Source organism: Enterobacter sp. D2 (assembly GCF_034427575.1).
Lineage (GTDB): Bacteria > Pseudomonadota > Gammaproteobacteria > Enterobacterales > Enterobacteriaceae > Enterobacter > Enterobacter cloacae_M.
Genome location: NZ_JAXQPP010000001.1, coordinates 590,096 through 604,345 on the forward strand (window position 1 = coordinate 590,096; position 14,250 = coordinate 604,345).

At 54.8% G+C, this 14,250-nt stretch carries 14 protein-coding genes and 1 pseudogene; 13 read left to right on the top strand and 2 right to left on the bottom strand.

The genetic code is table 11. The features are described 5' to 3' along the window. Positions 1 to 147: 147 nt before the first annotated feature. Positions 148 to 771: a helix-turn-helix domain-containing protein gene (locus SPG90_RS02805; RefSeq protein WP_045403662.1), complete on the top strand. Its 624-nt coding sequence runs from the start codon at positions 148 to 150 to the stop codon at positions 769 to 771. A gap of 18 nt (positions 772 to 789) precedes the next feature. Here the strand turns inward: SPG90_RS02805 and SPG90_RS02810 are convergent, their stop codons facing one another. Together SPG90_RS02810 and SPG90_RS02815 are read right to left on the bottom strand one after the other, a co-directional pair. Beyond that, a complete protein-coding gene (locus SPG90_RS02810; protein ID WP_045403660.1) occupies positions 790 to 1,404 on the bottom strand; it encodes a hypothetical protein in 615 nt (204 codons plus the stop codon). Next, positions 1,404 to 2,978: a peptidoglycan-binding protein gene (locus SPG90_RS02815; RefSeq protein ID WP_322407904.1), complete on the bottom strand. Its 1,575-nt coding sequence runs from the start codon at positions 2,976 to 2,978 to the stop codon at positions 1,404 to 1,406. Before SPG90_RS02815 ends, SPG90_RS02810 begins: the two co-directional genes overlap by 1 nt. A 299-nt stretch (positions 2,979 to 3,277) precedes the next feature. Between SPG90_RS02815 and gspC the strand changes: the two are divergent. The 12 genes and pseudogenes from gspC (at position 3,278) to SPG90_RS02875 (ending at position 14,086) form a co-directional block, all read left to right on the top strand. After that, a pseudogene (gene gspC, locus SPG90_RS02820) lies at positions 3,278 to 4,008 on the top strand (type II secretion system protein GspC). Between the two features lie 14 nt (positions 4,009 to 4,022). After that, a complete protein-coding gene (gspD, locus tag SPG90_RS02825; RefSeq protein ID WP_126302825.1) occupies positions 4,023 to 5,948 on the top strand; it encodes a type II secretion system secretin GspD in 1,926 nt (641 codons plus the stop codon). 12 nt (positions 5,949 to 5,960) lie between these two features. Further along, on the top strand, positions 5,961 to 7,439 hold the full coding sequence (gene gspE, locus SPG90_RS02830; protein ID WP_126302824.1) for a type II secretion system ATPase GspE: 1,479 nt from the start codon (positions 5,961 to 5,963) through the stop codon (positions 7,437 to 7,439). Next, positions 7,439 to 8,647, top strand: a complete 1,209-nt coding sequence (gene gspF, locus SPG90_RS02835) for a type II secretion system inner membrane protein GspF (RefSeq protein ID WP_023310952.1) — start codon at positions 7,439 to 7,441, stop codon at positions 8,645 to 8,647. Before gspE ends, gspF begins: the two co-directional genes overlap by 1 nt. 2 nt (positions 8,648 to 8,649) lie before the next feature. Then, complete coding sequence (gene gspG, locus SPG90_RS02840) at positions 8,650 to 9,099, top strand: type II secretion system major pseudopilin GspG (protein ID WP_029739462.1); 450 nt, start codon at positions 8,650 to 8,652, stop codon at positions 9,097 to 9,099. Next, complete coding sequence (gene gspH, locus SPG90_RS02845; protein WP_023310954.1) at positions 9,099 to 9,584, top strand: type II secretion system minor pseudopilin GspH; 486 nt, start codon at positions 9,099 to 9,101, stop codon at positions 9,582 to 9,584. Before gspG ends, gspH begins: the two co-directional genes overlap by 1 nt. Further along, on the top strand, positions 9,577 to 9,960 hold the full coding sequence (gene gspI, locus SPG90_RS02850) for a type II secretion system minor pseudopilin GspI (protein ID WP_126302823.1): 384 nt from the start codon (positions 9,577 to 9,579) through the stop codon (positions 9,958 to 9,960). The genes gspH and gspI overlap by 8 nt, the downstream gene beginning before the upstream one ends. Next, the gene (gene gspJ / locus SPG90_RS02855) at positions 9,953 to 10,633 is read left to right on the top strand and encodes a type II secretion system minor pseudopilin GspJ (protein ID WP_126302822.1); all 681 of its coding nucleotides are present in this window, start codon (positions 9,953 to 9,955) and stop codon (positions 10,631 to 10,633) included. The genes gspI and gspJ overlap by 8 nt, the downstream gene beginning before the upstream one ends. After that, positions 10,630 to 11,649, top strand: a complete 1,020-nt coding sequence (gene gspK, locus SPG90_RS02860) for a type II secretion system minor pseudopilin GspK (protein ID WP_126302821.1) — start codon at positions 10,630 to 10,632, stop codon at positions 11,647 to 11,649. Before gspJ ends, gspK begins: the two co-directional genes overlap by 4 nt. Positions 11,650 to 11,664: 15 nt before the next feature. After that, entirely contained in the window at positions 11,665 to 12,810 is a 1,146-nt protein-coding gene (gene gspL / locus SPG90_RS02865) for a type II secretion system protein GspL (protein WP_126302820.1), read from the top strand. Continuing rightward, positions 12,807 to 13,292, top strand: a complete 486-nt coding sequence (gene gspM / locus SPG90_RS02870) for a type II secretion system protein GspM (RefSeq protein ID WP_126302819.1) — start codon at positions 12,807 to 12,809, stop codon at positions 13,290 to 13,292. Before gspL ends, gspM begins: the two co-directional genes overlap by 4 nt. Next, positions 13,289 to 14,086: a prepilin peptidase gene (locus SPG90_RS02875; protein ID WP_126302818.1), complete on the top strand. Its 798-nt coding sequence runs from the start codon at positions 13,289 to 13,291 to the stop codon at positions 14,084 to 14,086. The genes gspM and SPG90_RS02875 overlap by 4 nt, the downstream gene beginning before the upstream one ends. Positions 14,087 to 14,250 lie beyond the last annotated feature (164 nt).

Here is a 14,250-nt window from a genome sequence, read left to right on the forward strand (position 1 = left end):
GTGTTTGACAATATATCAGCACGACAAATAAGAAATACTGATACGCTAACGTCTTAGCGTTACTTACATTTGTTAAATGGAATTCGCATTTATGCGCTGTGATTGCACACGTTCACCTTTTCCAACTTAATATTAATAGGTCTAACTATGTTAAGTATCTACAGTAAAAATAGCCGTCCAAAAGATGAACTCGACGCCATTATTGCGGTAACTGAAGGTTTTGAAGAAAGAACCTTACGAAAATGGCAGCGTATTAGTACAGAGAGTAACGAAGATATTCATTTTATCATTAGCGGTGAGGTTGAATTCCGCCGCGAGTCGGATGAACTTTGTATGTTTACCTTACAGAATAAATGTATTTTCGGTCTCTCCTCTATTTATTACAATTCAACGCATATGTACGGTCTGGTACGTGCAAATACCGTGGTGCGCACCATTAAAAAAGATGATTTTGTCCGTCTGATGAGCGAAAAAAACCTGTGGGAAGCCTTGAGTAAAGTCCTTTCCTGGTATATTTGCCTGCTCAGCAAGCGTGACGAAGTGTTGGTCGCCCGCAGCGCGTACTCGATTGTTCGCGAGTTCTTGCTGGAAATTAACGAACTGATGGTGCACCATCAGCGCGATATCAATATTTACGACTATATTCAGGAATACACCAGCCTGGCCCGCAGTACCATTATTAAAATCCTCGCTGACCTGAAAAAAGGTAATTACATTCAGGTTGATAAAGGCCGTCTTATGTATTTGTCGGCGCTGCCGGAAAAATATTAATCTCCTTTCATCCCCTTTTTAACTGAAAGGGGGACTATGTTTCAGTGAGTTATTTGCCTGCGTTCCTGCCGTGGTTTCATCCACGGGAGGCGCGGGCATTTTCCCTTGCGAATAATCTTTTTCCTGCTCTTTTAACGCCTTCATCAATAATGCCTTTATTGCCCCGTCATCAGCGGCCTGTTCGGTATTATCCTGTTTGGGTATCGCTGAGCTATTCACTTCGACTCCCGGCAACGTATCCCGGGAAATATCATGCGGCATTTCACCGTCAGGCGCCTGCTGCCAGTCGGCATCGCTGCTATCAATTGGCATCTCCTGCAGCGGCGGCATCTCTTTTGTCACCGGCTCATGTTTTGGTTCAGGCTGCGGGAACGGTTTACTCACATAGACATAATGCATATCCGATAGCTGCGTTTCTGGTTTAACGGCGCTCGCTTTTATCGGCTCAGGCGCCGGATGGCGTAGATCCCAGTAGAGATGGGCGTAAAGTCCTGCGGCGATCGTCATCACTATTCCCACCACCCAGATCAGGGAGGCGCAGAACACTTTTTTCAGCGAGGGGCGCCGGTAAGAAAACCAGACCGGCGCGTTCAGGGTATAGCTGCGCTGGGCAGCCAGTGTAATCGTCGACATTATGAATGCTTCTCCTGTGTGCTGGAGGTCGCAGATGTATTCGCAGACTGAATAAGTACGCTTGGCGTGGTTTTGGTTTCACGCATTAACTGCATCAATGTATCTTCGCCCGCAATCCCGTCCACATGCAGATGCATTTTCTGCTGGAACTCGCGGGTACGTTGCATCAGTTCGGCCGTCCACACCTGTGCGTGGGTTTCGGGCAGATTCAGCGCCAGGCTAAGCTGCTGGTCCATCCAGCCCAGATCTTTGGTGCTACTTTCCGCACTGATGGTGTCTTTACCCTGCGGCGTCAGGCGGTGCAACTGGGTGTAATTGCCGGTTGCATGCTGGTTAAACCAGCTGCGGCTGACCTGCCAGGTGCGATTATTCATCAGCAGATCCAGCGAGTTATCATCAACTCTGGCCACCACGGCATAGTTCAGGTGATCGCCGGTTTTGATCTCGCCGATCCACGGGTAACCCTCTTTCGCCAGCTCTTCAAGCGGCGCGCTGCCCTCCTTACACATCAGGTTGACCCGCCCGGCATTCTGGCAGAGCGCCTCTTCCGCCGTGGCGTCATAACCCCACATGGTATAGAGCTGATGCATCGCATCGGGCTTATTCACCACTTCATTCTCAATAACCGGCATTACGGGGGCGTCGGTTTTTGGCGTCTGTGGTTTCCAGCTGGCCATCACGGGCAGCTGTACCGGCAGTCTGGCGGTGATGGCGGGCATCAATGTCCAGCCGCAGGCGGCAAACAGCACAGAAGCAAAAAGGCCCATAACGGCAAGGCGTTTGCCCTTCGGTTTCGCCGGCAGAACTTCTCCTGCAGCGAGACGCAGATGGCGAGGCGATACCTGCGCTGAACGCTCGGTCCAGGCGGCTAGCATGGCGAGGTGTGCCAGCTCGTTGAGTTTGCCTGTCTGTCCTTTGGTCAGCGCGTGCATTTTGCGCACGCGGGTCGGGGTGAACGGCGTCGCGTCGCTGCCATGCGCGTCACACTGGGCCTGAACATAGCTCAGGGACTCGCGGCAGGTGAGGGGCCGGAGCGTGTGATGCGTATGAAGAGATTCACGCAACCCGGACTGCTGGAGGGCGGCTTCCTGGTCGGCCGATCCCATCAGCACAACCGACAGAGGCACATCCAGCTCCTGCGCGCGGGTTAACAGCATGGACAGTGCGTCATGGCAATTCGCTTTCATCGCCTGAATATGCGAAATAACCAGCACTTTACGCGTGGTTTTGCAGGATAACATCTCGTCCTGCCACTGACGCAGCACAGCATCAATAGCCTGAATCCGGGTTTTGCTCTCTTTAGTGGTGGTGTTGAGTTTATAGAGCATGCCGCTGGCGCTGAGTTTCGGGAAGGCGTTAATGGCAATCAGCGTGCCGTCATGCTTTTTAAGCGCATCGCAAAACTGCGAGATGAGATAGCTGTCGTCGCTAAAGAGCGCAGTAACGCCTGCTGTCTGGCACTTCTCTTTCAGCAAACCGAACACATCCTGATGATACGGAACAAAAAAATCACCTGGCATCCGGCTTATAGTCCGGAAAGGCTGGGTAGTGAAATTAAAATGGCGCATATACATAGCGTATTACCGTCTCTTTCATTCATAACAAGGAGACGGAAAAGTAAAGGATACAGGCGGAAGGGGCAATTTGAATGCAGGATAAAAATATTCTTTCTGCGCCTCTATCATTAGTTTATTTAACGATCAACCTTTTTCTAAATTATTGTTAGCGGAAGTGTGAATGGGCGGAGGCGAGGAAACACATTAGTATTTACGCCACTCACTCATACAGCCCTGTGCTGTGAATTACTGACTGGCAGAAAGGCTCGTTAAAAATGCGGATGTCATTTGTTACTCAATTGATTATGCCCTGCGTCATGTTTGTGCTGCTTATTTTCTGCGGCCAGCAAGGGTATATGGTTTATAAAGATTATAAGAAAGTGACGAACAGATTGTCTGATTCAAAGCAGAAGATGCAAAAAAAAGTCATGATGAAACTCAGTTTGTACTTTTTACGCCGGCGGTGATGCCAGAGAAACAGCCAGCGGCAGTGAAAAAGCCGCTCAGTGCGGAAATCGAAGGTATTCTCAACAGCGACGAAGCCTGGCTGTCCTTTGCGGTGATAAAAACCCCCTCCGGACAAAAGAGCTATCGCGAGGGCGAAATGCTCGCCGGTTTTGACAATGCCTATATTGCCGAAATTCATCCCGATAATGTGGTGGTGAATTATGAAGGCGCACCTCAGGTTATTTCACTTAAAAAACCAGACTATTTTAAAGGCGGCGTTGACAGCGGCCCGGTAACCAAATCGAAGAAAGATGCAGGGTTAGATAATCTGCATCTGGATGATTATCTGGTGTTAAAACCATTAATCGAGAAAGGCCAGCTGGAAGGCTACAACATTAATCCACGCAATGCGTCTCCTTTCTACAGCCATGCTGGCCTGGAAAAAGGTGATGTGGTGGTAAAAGTTGACGATGTGGATATGACTAAAGAGGCGCAGGCAAAAGAGATCGTTGCCCGCTGGTCAAAAATGAAAGAAGCGGATGTCACTATTCGGCGTCACGCTCACCTTGAAAATATTCGGGTCAATGTTCTAAACAATTAATAAGTGTAACAGACATGAAGAAATTTCCATGGGCGTGCGTAGCGCTGACCGCATTGTCGTTATATTCAGGTTCGCTGTTCGCGGCGAACTTTAGCGCCAGTTTTAAAAATACCGATGTCCGCGAATTTATCGATACCGTCGGGCGTAACCTTAATAAAACCATTCTGGTCGATCCTTCCGTTCAGGGAACGGTGTCGGTTCGCACCTACAACGTACTGACGGAAGAGGAATATTACCAGTTCTTCCTGAGCGTGCTGGATCTCTATGGTCTGTCGGTGATTCCGATGGATAACGGGATGGTGAAAGTCGTGCGCTCTTCGGTGGCCCGCATGTCGGGCGCACCGATTGCCGACAGCAAAAACCCCGGAAAAGGTGACGAAATCATCACCCGCGTGGTGCGGATGGAGAACGTCCCGGTACGTGAGCTGGCTCCCCTGCTGCGTCAGCTGAACGACGCCTCCGGCATCGGCAACGTGGTCCATTTTGAACCGTCAAACGTGCTGCTGTTAACCGGCAAAGCCTCGGTGGTTAACCGCCTGGTGGATCTGGTGCAGCGTGTGGATCAAAGCGGCGTCCAGCGCCGTGAAATCGTGCCGCTGCGTTTTGCCTCGGCCAAAGATCTTTCTGACATGTTGAACAACCTCAACAACGAAGAGCAGAAAGGGCAAAACGCCCCGCAGCTGGCGACCAAAGTTGTCGCCGACGACGAAACCAACAGCCTGGTGATCAGCGGCAGCCCGGACGCGCGTCAGCGCACCCGGATGCTAATCTCCCAGCTCGATCGCGAGCAGAACAACGAGGGCAACACCCGCGTCTTCTACCTGAAATACGCCAACGCCAGCAAAGTAGTGCCGGTGCTGACGGGGATCGGCGAGCAACTGAAAGATAAAGCGGGCGGCGGCAAGAGCAAAGCCGCGCCGATGGCAGGTGACCTGAATATTACCGCCGACGAGTCTACCAATTCGCTGGTGATCACCGCCCAGCCAAACGTCATGAATTCGCTGGAAAAAGTGATCGACAAGCTGGATATCCGCCGTCCGCAGGTGCTGGTGGAGGCGATCATCGCCGAAGTTCAGGACGGTAACGGTCTTGATCTGGGCGTGCAGTGGACCGGTAAACACGGTGGGGTTCAGTTTGGTTCGACCGGCCTGCCGATCAGCCAGATCAAGAAGTCAAAAGTCATTGGCAGCTATACGGGCCTGGCGACCGGTTTCTTTAACGGCGACTTTGGCGCGCTGATGACGGCGCTGTCCACTAACGGTAAAAACGACATTCTGTCGACGCCGAGCGTGGTGACGCTGGATAACAAAGAGGCGTCGTTCAACGTCGGTCAGGACGTGCCGGTACTCACCGGTTCGCAGACCACCAGCGGCGATAACGTCTTTAACTCGGTGGAACGTAAAACCGTTGGTACGAAGCTGAAAATCGTACCGCAGATCAACGATGGCGACATGATCCATCTGAAGATCGAGCAGGAAGTTTCCAGCGTGGATAACACCTCGACGGCCGATGCCAGCCTGGGCCCAACGTTCAACACCCGCACCATCAACAACGAAGTGATGGTCCACAGCGGGCAGACGGTGGTGCTGGGCGGCCTGATGGAAAACGTCACCAAACAGTCGGTCTCGAAAGTGCCGCTGCTGGGCGATATTCCAGTGGTGGGACAGCTGTTCCGCTACACCTCGCAGGACAGCGCCAAGCGTAACCTGATGGTGTTTATCCATACCACCGTACTGCGCGACGACGACAACTACAGCGCGGCGTCGAAAGAGAAATATGACCAGATCCAGGCGCGTCAGCAGCAGCGTATGGAGGAGCATAAGCTGGGTATTATCGAGAATGCGGACAATCCAATACTGCCGGCCTATCCGTCCCAGAGCCACGCCGCACCGGTGAGCGCCAGTGCGCCGGTGTTGTCCCGCAACCCGTTTAAAGAGTAAGGCGCAAGCGACATGACCGAGATGAGTAATGCGCTCTGTACCAGCACCTGGGCGAAAGAGAACGGGGTCCTGTTCTATAACGACGAGGTTTATATCCGCGAGGATGCGCAGGCGTATGCCCTGCTGGAGATGCGCCGCGTGCTGGGGCGCTCCTATGTCCCGACGATCCTGACGGCGGACGCGTTTGACGAACTGCTGACCAAAATCTGGCAGCAGAACAGCGGCGTCTCGCAGCAGCTGGTGGACGACATGGACGCCGATATTGACCTGATGGCGTTAACCGAGGAGATCCCTGACAACGAAGATCTGCTTGATAACGACGAGAACTCGCCGGTGATCCGCCTGATCAACGCCATTATGAGCGAAGCGGTGAAAGAGGGGGCCTCCGATATTCATATCGAAACCTTCGAGCGCACCCTGAGCATTCGTTTTCGCGTTGACGGCGTGCTGCGTCCGGTGCTGCAGCCGGCGCGCAAGCTCGCGCCGCTGCTGGTGTCGCGTATCAAAGTGATGTCCAAACTGGACATCGCCGAAAAACGTCTCCCCCAGGACGGTCGTATCTCGCTACGCATTGGTCGTAAGGCTATTGACGTTCGTGTCTCCACTATTCCGTCTCAGTACGGCGAACGCGTGGTGATGCGTCTGCTGGACAAAAGCAATCTTAAGCCGGACATCAACAAGCTCGGTCTGATTGACGAAGAGCTGGTGAAGTTAAAGGGACTGATTGAACGTCCGCACGGCATCATCCTGGTGACCGGCCCGACCGGTTCGGGGAAAAGTACCACCCTGTACGCGCTGCTGTCGGCGCTTAACGGCCATGAACGCAACATTCTGACCGTGGAAGATCCGATCGAGTATGAACTGGAAGGGGTAGGGCAGACCCAGGTCAACCCTCGCGTGGACATGACCTTTGCGCGCGGACTGCGCGCCATTCTGCGCCAGGACCCGGACGTGGTGATGATCGGGGAAATTCGTGACGGTGAAACCGCGCAAATCGCAGTACAGGCCTCGCTCACCGGTCACCTGGTGATGTCCACGCTGCACACCAACAGTGCCGCGGGCGCCATTACCCGTCTGCGTGATATGGGGCTGGAGTCATTTTTAATTGGTTCGTCGCTACTTGGCGTCATTGCCCAGCGTCTGGTGCGTCGGCTGTGTCCGCACTGTCGCACGACCAGTCCGCTGGATGACAATGAGAAAGCGCTGTTCACCTTTATGGAAACGCCGCCGAAAGCGATTTATCGCGCCGTGGGCTGTGAACAGTGTCGCCAGAGCGGCTACCAGGGGCGCGCAGGCATCCATGAATTTCTGGTGGTCGACAGCGCCATGCGCCGTGCGATCCATGAAGACAAAGATGAGATGTCCATCGAAACGCAGCTTTTCAAAGAGGCCTACAGCCTGCGTGAAAACGGTCTGCTGAAGGTGATCTCCGGCGTGACCTCGCTGGAAGAGGTGATGCGCGTCACCGCCGAGCGCGGGGGGGATGCGTAATGGCCTGGTATGCGTGGTCCGCAACGGACGCTGCGGGGAAAACCCAGCGCGGCACCCTTCAGGCCGAAGGGCCAAAGCAGGTGCGCCAGATGCTGCGCGAACAGAAGCTGATGCCAGTGAACATTGCGCCGACCAGCGATCCGGCGGCGGGAAAAAACGCCCGTAAAGGGGCAAAACTGTCGATTCCGGTGCTGTCGATGTTTACCCGACAGCTCGCGACGCTGGTCAATGCCGCGCTGCCGCTGGAGAGTGCGCTGAAGGCGATTGCGAAGCAGACGGAAGATAAAACCCTGGCGGCGATGGTGACCGAGATCCGCGACAAGATTGTGGAAGGTCACACGCTGTTCGACGCCTTCAGCCAGTTTCCGCGCAGCTTCGATAAGCTCTACTGCACCCTGGTGATGGCCGGTGAAAAGACCGGTCATCTCGGTGGCGTGCTGGAAAAGCTCGCCGAGTACAACGAGCAGCGCCAGAAGATGAAAAGCAAGCTCACCCAGGCGATGGTCTACCCCATCACCCTGACGGTGGTGGCGATCGCGGTGATCTCCATTCTGCTGGTCGCCGTGGTGCCGCAGGTCATCGACCAGTTCACCCACATGAAACAAGAGCTGCCGGTGACCACCCGCACGCTGATTGCGGTGAGCGACTTTCTACAGGCCTGGGGCATCGTTATCGCCGGCGGCCTGTTCGGGGCGTCGGCGAGCTTTAAATTTTGGATAAAAGTAGAAAAGAACCGGTTTGTTTATCATCGGTGGCTGTTGCTAAAGTCACCGCTGAAAAAACTGGTCTGCGCCATCAACAGCGCGCGCTACATCCGTACGCTGAGTATTTTGCAGGCCAGCAGCGTTCCGCTGCTGGAGGGGATGTACATCGCGATGGACGGGATTGAAAACCTCTATGCCCGGCAGGTGCTTGAGCAGGCAGCGGACACCGTTCGCCAGGGGGCATCCCTCTACAACGCGCTGGAACAGGCGAGAATTTTCCCACCCACCATGCTCTACATGGTGGCCTCCGGGGAGGAGAGCGGCGAGCTGGGCTCGTTGATGGATCGTGCGGCGGAAAACCAGGAATCTGCATTACAGCATCGAATTACGTTAACGCTGTCGGTATTTGAACCGGCACTGGTAGTAACTATGGCGACCGTTGTTTTATTTATCGTTCTTTCAATATTACAACCGCTTCTTCAACTTAATAATATGGTGGGTTAATCATGTCTTTGAAAAAAAATAGCCTGAAGCGTCAGGCGGGGTTCACGCTGCTCGAATTAATGGTAGTTATCGTTATTCTCGGCGTGCTGGCCAGTATGGTCGTGCCTAATTTAATGGGCAATAAAGAAAAAGCCGATATTCAGAAAGCGACCAGCGATATTGTGGCGCTGGAAGGTTCGCTGGATATGTACAAACTCGACAACCATCGCTATCCGACCACCGAGCAGGGGTTGCAGGCGCTGGTAACCAAACCTGAAATTGCGCCCATTCCGAAAGGTTACCGTGACGATGGCTATATTCGCCGCCTGCCGCAGGACCCGTGGGGCAATGACTATATTCTGGTTAGCCCGGGTGAGCATGGCGCTGTCGATATTTTCTCAGCCGGACCGGATGCAGAAGCTAATACTGCCGACGATATCAGCAACTGGTCTTTTGATAAAAAAGATAAGTAATGAATAAGCAACGTGGATTTACCTTGCTGGAAATTATCGTGGCGCTGGTGATATTCGCCCTGAGCGCCATGATGGTGGTCACCACCATTCCATCACGCAGCGGCGCAGATACATTTGGTCAGCAGCTAAAATCCCTCGTTGAATATGGTTCTGACCGTGCGGTAATGGACGGAAATATTGTCGGGCTGGTGATGACCTCGTCAGAATTTGAACTGGTGACGCAGGTTGTAAATAACGGAGAGCGCCACTGGGCACCGTTAAAATCGGGGCGGATCGCCACCCGCGGCGAGTTTCCTGAGGAGATGCATGTCTCCCTCTCATCGCGAACGCTGGCGGCCACGCTGGACGATGAACCGCAAATCATTTTTTTGCCGGACGGCGAGCTTAGCCGCTTCACGCTCAGCCTCGAAAGCCTGGATAAAAAGCAGCGCTTTCACGTGACGTCACAGGGCTCTGTTCCCGTGGTGGTGGAAAACGATGACTAAACGCAAAACCAAAGAGCAGGGGATGACCCTGCTGGAAGTGATGGTGGCGCTGGTGATTTTCTCCACCGCGGCGCTGGCGCTGATGAACTCCGTCACCCTGAACGTGCGCTTTACCCACAGCCTGTCGGAAACGCTGCAGGCCGGCTGGGTGGCGGAAAATCAGCTGGCGCAAGCGCAGCTGGCTCAGACCGATTTCCCGGACGCCGAGCAGGTGGGTACCGAAACCATGGGCGGACAAACCTGGACCTGGCATATCCAGCGGGTGAAAACCGCCGAAAATACCTTTGCCGATGAGGTACGGGTTTACAACGAAGCAAGCGATGCGCAACCGGTGGTGGCGCTTCAGCTCGCCGAACCGGAGGTGGATCGTGAGTAAGGTGCAGCGTCAGCAGGGCTTTACCCTGCTGGAAATTATGATTGCGCTGGCCATCTTCGCGGTGATCAGCATTCTCGCCTGGCAAACTCTCGACGGCGCGATGCGCACCTCGACGGCCAGCGACGAGGCGGCGGCAAAAGTGACGGCGCTTCAGCGCACGTACAACCTCCTCTCGCGTGACTTTTACCAGCAGCAGGCGCGCGCGCCGCGCAACAGCGGCGAGGTGTTCGTTCAGCAGCAGAATGGTGTGGAAATGACAACCCTGAACGGCATCAGCGGCCAGGTGCAGCTGGAGCGGGTGCGCTGGACGTTAAAGGACAAGCGCCTGTGGCGCAACGTCTGGGCTGCTATCGACGGTCCCGCCAGCGCGCAGCCGGAAGAAGTGCCGATTTTGAGCGATGTGAAAGCGATGAAATGGCGCTTCTGGCACGAAGGCTGGCAGGAAAAATGGACCGACATCGCCCATCAGCCTGATGGCGTTGAGCTGAATCTGACCATGGAAAACGGCGAAACCTGGCGCTGGGTTTTTATCACTCCCGGCGATATGCCTGAGATCCAGACCGCGCCAAAAGAGACGAATGCGGACCCGACGCAGCCGGCTGCGGAGAATGCGGCCCAGCCCGTAACAACCCCGCAGCCCGATACGGCAGTCGATCCAGGAGTGAGTTCATGAGCGGCAAAACAGCGCGAAAAGAGCGTGGCGTGGCGCTGCTGGTGGTGCTGATCCTGCTGGTGATGATGTCCGCCCTGGCGGCGAAGATCAGTCAGCAGTTCTGCCGCCACCTGCAAAAAACGCATTACCAGGTCAGCCAGCAGACGCTGCGCTGGGCCATTGCCCGTCAACAGAAGGTACTGGAAAACGTGTTGCATAAAGCGGCCAGTTCAGAAGGGGCGGGGCTGTCGCCGCAAGGTGACTGGGCGCAGCCGCTGGAAACCCACGGGGATAATTACACCGTGGTGAGTCAGGTGGAGGATGCCCGGACCTGCTTTAACGTCAATAGTCTCCTGGCCGGTGACGCGGCGCCAGCGGCCCCGGCCGACCCTACTGCGCTGCCGGAAAAACCGGTCAAAGAGCAGATTATCGAACAACTGCTGGCTGAAAGTGGCGTCGGTACGCTGGCGGCAGAAGAGATTTACCAGCAGCTGGTGGATTATCTTGACGCCGACGACGTGACGGCGAAACAGGGCCAGGAAGTCGATAGCTGGGCGAGCGTGACGCCCGCCCGCGGTCCGGCGAATCAAATGATGCGCACCATCAACGAAATCAGACTGCTGCCCGCCTTTCCGCAGGCTGCGTGGCCGAAGGTCAGCAAGCTGCTGTGCGCCTTGCCGGATACGGATGGCACCATAAATGTGAATACCTTAACACGCGAACAGGCGCCGCTGCTGGCGGCGGTTTTTACCGGCGTGTTAAACACGGACGACGCTGCCCGCCTGATCGATTCACGCCCGGAGGAGGGGTGGGCATCGCTCGAGGCATTCAGCAAAGTGCTGGAGAGCAACTATCCGCAGACCAAAGATATCCTGGCGCAGATCCAGGACAGGGTTGCGGTCAACAGTCGCTATTTTCGGGTGGATACAACCGGCAATACCGATGATTTAACGCTGCGCGTCGTCAGCCAGCTTCACGTTGACAGTGAGGTGGGCAAGGTCGTTACCTGGCAACGCCGCTACCGAATGGTTGAATAAGATAAGTAGAAGATGATGAAAAAGGTGCTTTTTATTCGTCCCGATACCCGTGAGGACGGCAAAATTTGGTGGTGTGAATCCGGTAACGATCGGGTGGAATATCTGACGGGCTGGAGCGCACTGAGCGAACTTTCCTGCCATCCGCTTTCTCAGCAGGTGTGCCTTTTGCTGCCGGCGAGCGAGACGATCTTTCGTCATTTTACCCTGCCGAAAAAAGGACTTTCAGCCCAGACGGCGCAGTTCTCGTGGATGGCGGAAGAGACATTGCTCGGCGAGGTGGAGACGCTGCACTGGACGGTGCTGAACAAAAAGGGGCCAGAAGTGGATGCCGTGGCCATCGACGCTGAACGTCTGCGCCACTGGCTTGAGCTGTTCGCTCAGGCGGGGCTCACGGTGGTCCAGGCGCTGCCGGATGCCTGGCTGCTGCCGGTGAGCGAAGGGGGCACTACGCTGGTGAGCCTGGAAGAGAGCTACTGGCTGCGTTTTTCCCCCAGCAGCGCTGGCGAAGCCGATGCGGTCCTGCTGCCGCTGCTGTTGAGTAAATGCCCGGCGGGTGAGGTGTGCTGCTATGGCGATGTGCCGCAGGAGGTACAGGTGGATGAACTGCTGGCGTGGCAGCATCCGCTGGTGCTGATCCAGCCCCAGTGGCAGGGCTGTCGTATCAACATGCTGCACGGGGAGTTTTCCGGGCGCAGCGCCAGCGGTCCGCATTTTCGCCACGCGAAAACGGCCCTCGCTGCTGCGGCGCTGGTTTGCGTCGGCCTGCTGATCGGCCCCCGCGTAGGTATGGCGTTGATGCTCACTCACCAGCAAAACGAGATCCACCGTGAGATGACCACCGTAGCGCAGCACTATTTCCCGACCCTGCGCCAGACCAGCAACCTGAAGTACTACTTCGGGCAGAATATCAGCAAGGCGAAGAAAGGGATCTTCCTGCAGCTCGAAGCGCTGAATCAAATCAAGCAGTCATTGCCGTCTCTGGAGATCAATAACGTGGAATATGACGAAACGCAAAATCAGCTGACGTTGAATGTGAAATCCACGGATAAACAGACCCTGCAGGATTTTGTCGCCCGCAGCGCCGAAACTTTTGAATTTGCGATGCAGCCAATTTCCGGCGAGGCGCCTTATACCGCCATTATTACCGGGAGCTATAAATGAAAACGCAAATAGCCCAGTTAAAAAACCGCTGGCAAAATTATAGTCCACGCGAGCGTAATTTATTTAAACTCTGGGGCGGGGCACTCTGCTGTGCGATGGTTTATTACGGCGCGATGATGCCGCTCGATACTCTGATCAAAAATAACGAGGCCGTGTTATTTAAGCAGAAGCAGACGCTGAACTGGATGCGCCAGGAAATTGATAAAAACCATCTCCAGTCCAGAATAGTCAATACCCCGAATCCGCGCAGCGTGGTGGAAGAAAGTGCCAAAGTCGTGCACGTCGCGTTGACAGACGTGCGTCAGGAAGAGCAGTCGCTAACCTTTGTTATCGAGCGCGTCAACATTTCTGCCCTGCAAAACTGGCTGCGTGAGATGAACGTCTCTTCCGGTATACGTCTGGAGAAACTCGCGTTAACGCCGGTGGATCGTCAGAGTGACGTCAAGGCACACATTACGCTGAGCTGGGCGAAAAGCGCATGAACCCGCTAATGCTGTTGCAGCAAGCGAATCTGCCGGGACTGTGCGCGATGAGCGGAGCGCTGGGCGCGATCCTCGGCAGTTTCCTGGGCGTAGTCGCGGAGCGTATTCCGCCGCTGGTAATGGAAGAAGAGGGGGCAGGCAATCTGCTGTTTCCCGCCTCTCACTGTCCGGAATGCCACCATTCCCTGAGCGCGTGGGAAAATATTCCCATCATTAGCTGGTGTGCGCTGCGCGGTCGCTGCCGCCACTGCCATTGCGCGATTCCGCTGCGACTGCTGCTGGTGGAAGTCTGTAGCGCTGCCTTTTTCGCCGCCAGCGCCGCGCTGGCACCGTCGTTTTCGGCGCTCATCGCGCTGTGGGTGATGTGGAGTTTTCTGCTGCCGCTGGCGGTGATCGATGCGCGCCATATGCTGCTGCCGGACTGCCTGACCCAGCCGCTGCTGTGGACGGGGCTGATGTTCCATGCCCTGTTCCGGACGCTACCGCTGACCGATGCTATCTTTGGCGCGGTGGCGGGATATCTGTCGCTCTGGCTGGTTTACTGGGCATTCCGCCTGCTGAGCGGCCGAGAAGGGTTAGGCTATGGTGATTTTAAGCTGCTGGCGGCGCTAGGCGCGTGGTGCGGATGGCAGGCGTTACCCTCTATTATGCTGATCGCGGCGCTGGGGGGCATCATTATGAATTGCCTTTTAAAACCCTTTGAGAATAAAAATAACCTTATTTCCTTTGGCCCATATATTGCGTTTTCCGGGCTGGCTGTCTTTATTTATCAAATTCTCCATTTCATCTTTTAAATAATGAAGTCAAGTTTTTTTTGAAGTTTTTTCATTGAGGGAATGAAAGGAAAAATTAAATTCCCCACTGTATTCTCCTCTCCGCAATAAAATATTTGTTGAAGGTTTTATGAGTGGAGGAAAGTACGGCGTAATAATAAGAAGGTCTTTCATGAACCAGAAGC

What these genes read in the sequence shown, in the direction of transcription:
- SPG90_RS02805 (WP_045403662.1), top strand. Translation starts at nt 148, where the DNA reads ATGTTAAGTATCTACAGTAAAAATAGCCGTCCAAAAGATGAACTCGAC.
- SPG90_RS02810 (WP_045403660.1), bottom strand. Translation starts at nt 1,404, where the DNA reads ATGTCGACGATTACACTGGCTGCCCAGCGCAGCTATACCCTGAACGCG.
- SPG90_RS02815 (WP_322407904.1), bottom strand. Translation starts at nt 2,978, where the DNA reads ATGTATATGCGCCATTTTAATTTCACTACCCAGCCTTTCCGGACTATA.
- gspD (WP_126302825.1), top strand. Translation starts at nt 4,023, where the DNA reads ATGAAGAAATTTCCATGGGCGTGCGTAGCGCTGACCGCATTGTCGTTA.
- gspE (WP_126302824.1), top strand. Translation starts at nt 5,961, where the DNA reads ATGACCGAGATGAGTAATGCGCTCTGTACCAGCACCTGGGCGAAAGAG.
- gspF (WP_023310952.1), top strand. Translation starts at nt 7,439, where the DNA reads ATGGCCTGGTATGCGTGGTCCGCAACGGACGCTGCGGGGAAAACCCAG.
- gspG (WP_029739462.1), top strand. Translation starts at nt 8,650, where the DNA reads ATGTCTTTGAAAAAAAATAGCCTGAAGCGTCAGGCGGGGTTCACGCTG.
- gspH (WP_023310954.1), top strand. Translation starts at nt 9,099, where the DNA reads ATGAATAAGCAACGTGGATTTACCTTGCTGGAAATTATCGTGGCGCTG.
- gspI (WP_126302823.1), top strand. Translation starts at nt 9,577, where the DNA reads ATGACTAAACGCAAAACCAAAGAGCAGGGGATGACCCTGCTGGAAGTG.
- gspK (WP_126302821.1), top strand. Translation starts at nt 10,630, where the DNA reads ATGAGCGGCAAAACAGCGCGAAAAGAGCGTGGCGTGGCGCTGCTGGTG.
- gspL (WP_126302820.1), top strand. Translation starts at nt 11,665, where the DNA reads ATGAAAAAGGTGCTTTTTATTCGTCCCGATACCCGTGAGGACGGCAAA.
- gspM (WP_126302819.1), top strand. Translation starts at nt 12,807, where the DNA reads ATGAAAACGCAAATAGCCCAGTTAAAAAACCGCTGGCAAAATTATAGT.
- SPG90_RS02875 (WP_126302818.1), top strand. Translation starts at nt 13,289, where the DNA reads ATGAACCCGCTAATGCTGTTGCAGCAAGCGAATCTGCCGGGACTGTGC.